This is a genomic window from Actinotalea sp. C106 (assembly GCF_023630195.1).
GTDB lineage: Bacteria > Actinomycetota > Actinomycetes > Actinomycetales > Cellulomonadaceae > Actinotalea.
This window is the reverse complement of sequence record NZ_JALPKN010000220.1, coordinates 1-5,413: the sequence shown is the minus strand read 5'-3', so window position 1 is coordinate 5,413 and position 5,413 is coordinate 1. Positions and strand designations below refer to the sequence as shown.

Here is a 5,413-nt window from a genome sequence, read left to right as displayed (position 1 = left end):
CGAGAACCTCGTCGACGACGTCGTCGCCCTGCTGGATGCGGCGGGGGTCGAGCAGGCGCACGTCGTCGGGCACGACTGGGGCGGGGCCGTCGCCTGGGCCGTGGCGAGCCGCCGCTCGGCCCGCGTGGCCTCCCTCACGGCGCTGTCGACCCCGCACCCGGCGGCCCTCGGCGAGGCCGTGCGGTACGCCGACCAGGGCCGACGGTCGACGTACATGCTGGCCTTCCAGGTGCCGCGCCTGCCCGAGGCCCGGCTGCTCGCCGACGACGGCGCCGGGTTGCGTCGAGCGCTCCGATCGGCCGGGCTCGCTGCGGACCGGACCGAGCACTACGTCGACCGGCTGCAGGAGCCGGGTGCCCTGACCGCGGCCCTGGCCTGGTACCGGGCCCTGCCTCTGGGGCGGGGGTTCGGCGCGGGGATCGTGCACGTGCCGACGGCCCTGGTGCACGGCTACACCGACCCCTTCTTCTCGGCCTGGGGCGCGGCAGCGACCCGTCGCTACGTGCGCGGGCCGTACCGCTCGATCGGCCTCGACGCCGACCACTGGCTCCCCGAGTCCCACCCCCAGGTGATCGCGGACGCGGTCCTCTCTCACCTCGCCTGATCTCGTGTCAGAACGTGGGGACCCTCGGGGTATCCCACGTTCTGACACGAGCTTCTAGGAGCGGGTGGCCGACTTCTCCGGGATGGGGGCGTCGCCGCTCGCACGCTGGCGGCGGTAGTAGGTGCGCGCCTCGTCCTGGCGCCCGGCCTCGGCCCCGGTCGCGACCTCGGCGCGGACGTGCGCGGGGGCGTAGCCGAAGGCGTCGACCAGGTCCTGGGCATGGGGGCGCAGGCGGGTCAGCAGCCGGTCGATGTAGGAGGTGACCGTGCGCGCCCGGCCGGCCGAGAGACGGCCGTTGATGAGGTACCAGGCGAGGTTCTGCTCGATGACCGAGAGGCCGTGCAGGTCACGGAGCCAGGTGAGCACCTGCCGGGTGCCGGGGTCGGTGATCTTGTCCAGGCCCGCGGTGAAGGCCTCCCACAGCAGCAGGTCGGCGTGGGCGCGGGCGCACTCGATCAGGGCGTGCTGGTGGGTGTTGAAGATCTCGGCGGCCTTCTCCCGCGGGGCCTTCGTCGCGGGGCGCAGCAGCTGGGCGACCTCGGCGACCATCGTCTCGACGCGGTCGGTGAGGAGCTCGCGCTGGGTCTCGGTCTCGCGCAGTTGACCGGCTGAGCGCCGCACGTCCCCGCCGTCGGCGAGGGTCTGGACCACGCGCAGCAGGGGCGTGCGGTGCAGGGCGGCGCTCGCGGCCCGCTCCGCCACGTACCGGGCGACCCCACCGGCGTCGACGTCCTTGAACTCCTTGGCGTAGTCCCCGAGGAGCCGCTTGGCGACGAGCTGGAGCAGGACGGTGTTGTCCCCCTCGAAGGTCACGTACACGTCCATGTCGGCACGCAGCGAGACGAGCCGGTTCTCGGTGAGGAACCCGGCCCCGCCGCAGGCCTCGCGGGCGGTCTGCAGGGTGTCGAGGGCGTGCCAGGTCGAGGTCGACTTGAGGGCCGCCGCGATGGTCTCGAGGTCCTGACGGTCTTCGTCGGTGTCGGAGGCCCCGGAGAACACCGCGTCGAAGGACTTGAGCAGCTGCTCGTGGGCGAAGGCCGCCGCGTAGGTCTGGGCCAGCCGGGGCAGCAGACGGCGCTGGTGCTCGGCGTAGTCGAGCAGGAGCACCTCGTCGTTGACGGCACCGCCCGCGAACTGCCGACGCTCGTTGGCGTAGGTCACCGCGACGATCAGCGCCAGCTTGCTCGCGTTGACCGCCGCCCCGTTGAGGGAGACCCGCCCCTGGACGAGGGTGCCGAGCATGGTGAAGAACCGGCGCCCCGGGCTCGCGATCGGCGAGGTGTAGGTGCCGTCGGGGGCGACCGAGCCGTACCGGTCGAGCAGGTTGGTCCGCGGGACGCGCACCTGGTCGAAGTGCAGCCGACCGTTGTCGATGCCGTTGAGCCCGCCCTTGAGCCCGTCGTCCTCCCCGCCGATCCCGGGCAGGAACTCGCCGGTCTCGGGGTCACGCAGCGGGACGTACAGGGCGTGCACCCCGTGGTTGACCCCGCGGGTGATGACCTGGGCGAAGACCACCGCCGCGGTGCCGTGCAGGGCCGCGTTGCCCAGGTAGTCCTTCCACGCCGCCCGGAACGGGGTGTGGATGACGAACTCCTCGGCCGCGTCGTCGTAGGTCGCCGTCGTCCCGATGCTCGCGACGTCCGAGCCGTGGCCCGTCTCGGTCATGGCGAAGGCCCCGGGGACCTCGACCGACATCGCGCCGGGGAGGAACCTCTCATGGTGCTCGGCGGTGCCCAGGTGCAGGATCGCCGAGGCGAACAGGCCCCACTGCACACCGGCCTTGATCTGCAGGGACGGGTCGGCGGTGATGACCTCCTCGAACCGGGCGAGGCTGCCCCCGTGGTCGTCCGCGCCACCCAGGGCCTTCGGGAAGGCGCGCAGCACGTCCCCCTCGGTGGCCAGGATGCGCAGCTGCTCCAGGACGGTCTCGCGGTGCTCGGCCATGGTCTGGCCCTCGACGCGGTGCAGGCGCGGGTCGGCCAGGAAGGTGCGGGCCTCGCGGCGGATGTCGGCCCAGCGGCCCAGCAGGGCCTGCTCGAGGACGGCGACGTCGATGCGCGGCTCGGCCGTCGACGGCGCCGTGGTGGGGCGCTGCTCGCGGTGGTCGCTCAGGGTGGTCATGACTGCTCCTCGTCGTTGAGGTGGGCGGTGTGTGCGGTGCGGGGGGGCTCTGTCGTGGTCGAAGGCTCGGTGGTGCTCGAGGGCTCGGGCCGGGTGCGGGTCAGGAAGCCCACGGGCCCGGCCAGCAGCCAGGTGGTCACGCGGTCGGTCAGCTCGAGGCGGGTCGGGGCGCCGTCGTCCTCGCGGTGGCTCAGCCACCACTCCCCGGTGCCGCGGATGAAGCCCACCGCCCCCGAGGCCCACAGGTCGGCCTGCACCCGCTCGCGGCTGCCGGCGGTGAGCACCTCGGTGAAGGGCCTGGCGATGAGGGTCGCGACGGCGTCAAGGAAGTGCCCCAGGGGGGCCTCGGCGTCCTCCGAGAGGGGGCGGGTGACGAAGTAGTAGACGTGCGGGGAGTGCTCGACCATCGCGAGGTACACGTCGATCATGGCGCGCAGCCCCTCGCGCGGGGTCTCCGCGGCGCGGGAGGCCTCGTCGAGAGCCGTGTGCATCTGGGCGACGACCGCGGCGCCGACGGCGACCTGCAGCCCGGGCTTGTCCTGGAAGTACCGGTAGACGATCGACTTGGACGTGCCGGCCGTCGCGGCGATCTCCTCCATCGACACGTCGGGCCCGTGCCGGTGGACGGCCTTGCGGGCGGCGTGGACCAGCTCGGCGCGGCGCTGGGTGCGGTGCTCGTCCCAACGGGCCGAGCGGCCGTCCGGGGCGGGGAGGTCGACCTCGGGGGCGTCGGAGGACCTGCCGTCGGGCGCGCCGTCCGCGGAGGCGGGCAGGGCGTCGAGCAGGGCCGGCGCGCTCACGCTGCGTCCGGTTCCTGGCGACCTTGCCGATGTGATCCGACTCACGAGACCGACGGTATCAGGTACTGTGCGTGTCAGGCACTACCACCCGGCCCCCCAGACCCCCCGGGACCCAGGTCCCCGGGGTCAGGTGACCGACCGAACGCTCAACGACGACGCGAGAGGACATGCCCATGGCGGCAGCCCGCACCCCTGGAAGCCAGACCTCCTCAGGCACCACCCCCGGCAGCACCGGCTCGGGGGGGGCCAGCAGCAGCCCACGTCGCGCCGTCGTCGTCGGCGGGAACCGGATCCCCTTCGCCCGCTCCGGCGGCCCGTACGTGCGGGCCAGCAACCAGGACATGCTGACGGCAGCCCTCGACGGGCTCGTGGCACGGTTCGGCCTGGCCGGTGAGCGGGTCGGCGAGGTCGCTGCCGGTGCCGTGCTCAAGCACTCCAAGGACTTCAACCTCACGCGGGAGTCCGTGCTCGGCTCGGCCCTGTCCCCCGAGACCCCCGCCTACGACGTGCAGCAGGCCTGCGCGACCGGCATGGAGACCGTCGTCGGGCTGACCAACAAGATCCGACTCGGGCAGATCGAGTCCGGCATCGCGGGGGGCGTCGACTCGACCTCGGACGCGCCGATCGTCGTGAGCGACGCGCTGCGCTCGATCCTGCTCGACCTGTCCCGCGCCAAGACCCCGCAGCAGAAGCTGCAGGCCGTCGCGCGAATCCGCCCCGGGCACCTCGCGCCCTCGGCCCCCACCACGGGCGAGCCCCGCACCGGGCTGTCCATGGGCGAGCACCAGGCCCTGACCACCGCCGCCATGGACATCACCCGTGAGGCCCAGGACGAGCTCGCCGCCGCGAGCCACCACCGCCTGGCCGCCGCCTACGACGACGGGTTCTTCGACGACCTGCTCACCCCCTACCGGGGCCTGACCCGCGACGCGAACCTGCGGGCCGACACCTCGGTCGAGAAGCTCGCCAAGCTCAAGCCGGTCTTCGGCAAGCACCTCGAGACCCCCGCCACCATGACCGCGGGCAACTCGACCCCGCTGTCCGACGGAGCCTCGACCGTGCTGCTCGCGAGCGACGACTGGGCCGCCGAGCGCGGCCTGCCGGTGCTCGCGACGGTGGTCGACGTCGAGGCGGGAGCCGTGGACTTCGCGCACGGCCGGGACGGGCTGCTCATGGCCGGGGCCCACGCCGTGCCGCGGCTGCTGGCCCGCAACGGCCTGGACCTGCAGGACTTCGACTACTACGAGATCCACGAGGCGTTCGCCGCCACGGTGCTGTGCAACCTCGCGATCTGGGAGTCCGAGGAGTACTGCCGCGAGCGCCTGGGCCTGGACGGCGCCCTCGGTTCGATCGACCGCAGCAAGCTCAACGTCCACGGCTCGTCCCTCGCGGCCGGGCACCCGTTCGCCGCGACCGGCGGACGCATCGTCGCCACCCTCGCCAAGCAGCTCGCCGCGAAGGGCCCGGGCAGCCGTGGCCTGATCTCGGTGTGCGCCGCGGGCGGGCAGGCCGTCGTCGCGATCCTGGAGGCAGCATGACCGACACGTACCTGAACCTCGTCAACTCGGGGTTCACCAAGACCCTCGCCCAGCGCCTGGGCCTGCCGCGCCCCGCGGTGCTGCGCCGCCACCGCCCGGGCGACCCCCTGGTGACCGGCCCCGTGCTCGTCGTCAACGACACCGGCTCCCAGGCCGAGGCCGACGCCCTCGCCGAGCAGCTGCTCGCCTGGGACCTCGACGTGCACCGGCACGGGAACCGCGACGACCGCTTCGGCGCGATCCTCGTGGTCCTCACCGGGGCGCAGGCCCCCGCAGACCTCGGCGCGCCGCTGCTGACCACCGGCGGGGTGCTGCGCGGGCTCGCCCCGGGTGGTCGCGTGGTCACGGTC

The 5,413-nt window shown here is 73.5% G+C and carries 4 protein-coding genes and 1 pseudogene; 3 read left to right on the top strand and 2 right to left on the bottom strand.

Annotation, left to right across the window (positions count from 1 at the left end):
- A partial coding sequence (locus tag L0B03_RS13400; RefSeq protein ID WP_284501795.1) for an alpha/beta fold hydrolase occupies nucleotides 1–604 on the top strand: 604 nt, incomplete at its 5' end.
- Between the two features lie 54 nt (nucleotides 605–658).
- On the opposite strand, the gene L0B03_RS13395 is transcribed toward L0B03_RS13400, so the two are convergent.
- A complete protein-coding gene (locus L0B03_RS13395; protein WP_250446575.1) occupies nucleotides 659–2,725 on the bottom strand; it encodes an acyl-CoA dehydrogenase in 2,067 nt (688 codons plus the stop codon).
- On the bottom strand, nucleotides 2,722–3,525 hold the full coding sequence (locus tag L0B03_RS13390; RefSeq protein WP_250446574.1) for a TetR/AcrR family transcriptional regulator: 804 nt from the start codon (nucleotides 3,523–3,525) through the stop codon (nucleotides 2,722–2,724). Before L0B03_RS13390 ends, L0B03_RS13395 begins: the two co-directional genes overlap by 4 nt.
- Before the next feature lie 173 nt (nucleotides 3,526–3,698).
- Between L0B03_RS13390 and L0B03_RS13385 the strand changes: the two genes are divergently transcribed.
- Together L0B03_RS13385 and L0B03_RS13380 are read left to right on the top strand one after the other, a co-directional pair.
- Complete coding sequence (locus L0B03_RS13385) at nucleotides 3,699–5,063, top strand: acetyl-CoA C-acetyltransferase (RefSeq protein WP_250446572.1); 1,365 nt, start codon at nucleotides 3,699–3,701, stop codon at nucleotides 5,061–5,063.
- Nucleotides 5,060–5,413, top strand: a pseudogene (locus L0B03_RS13380) (3-oxoacyl-ACP reductase); the annotation flags it as partial. The gene L0B03_RS13385 and the pseudogene L0B03_RS13380, both read left to right, overlap by 4 nt.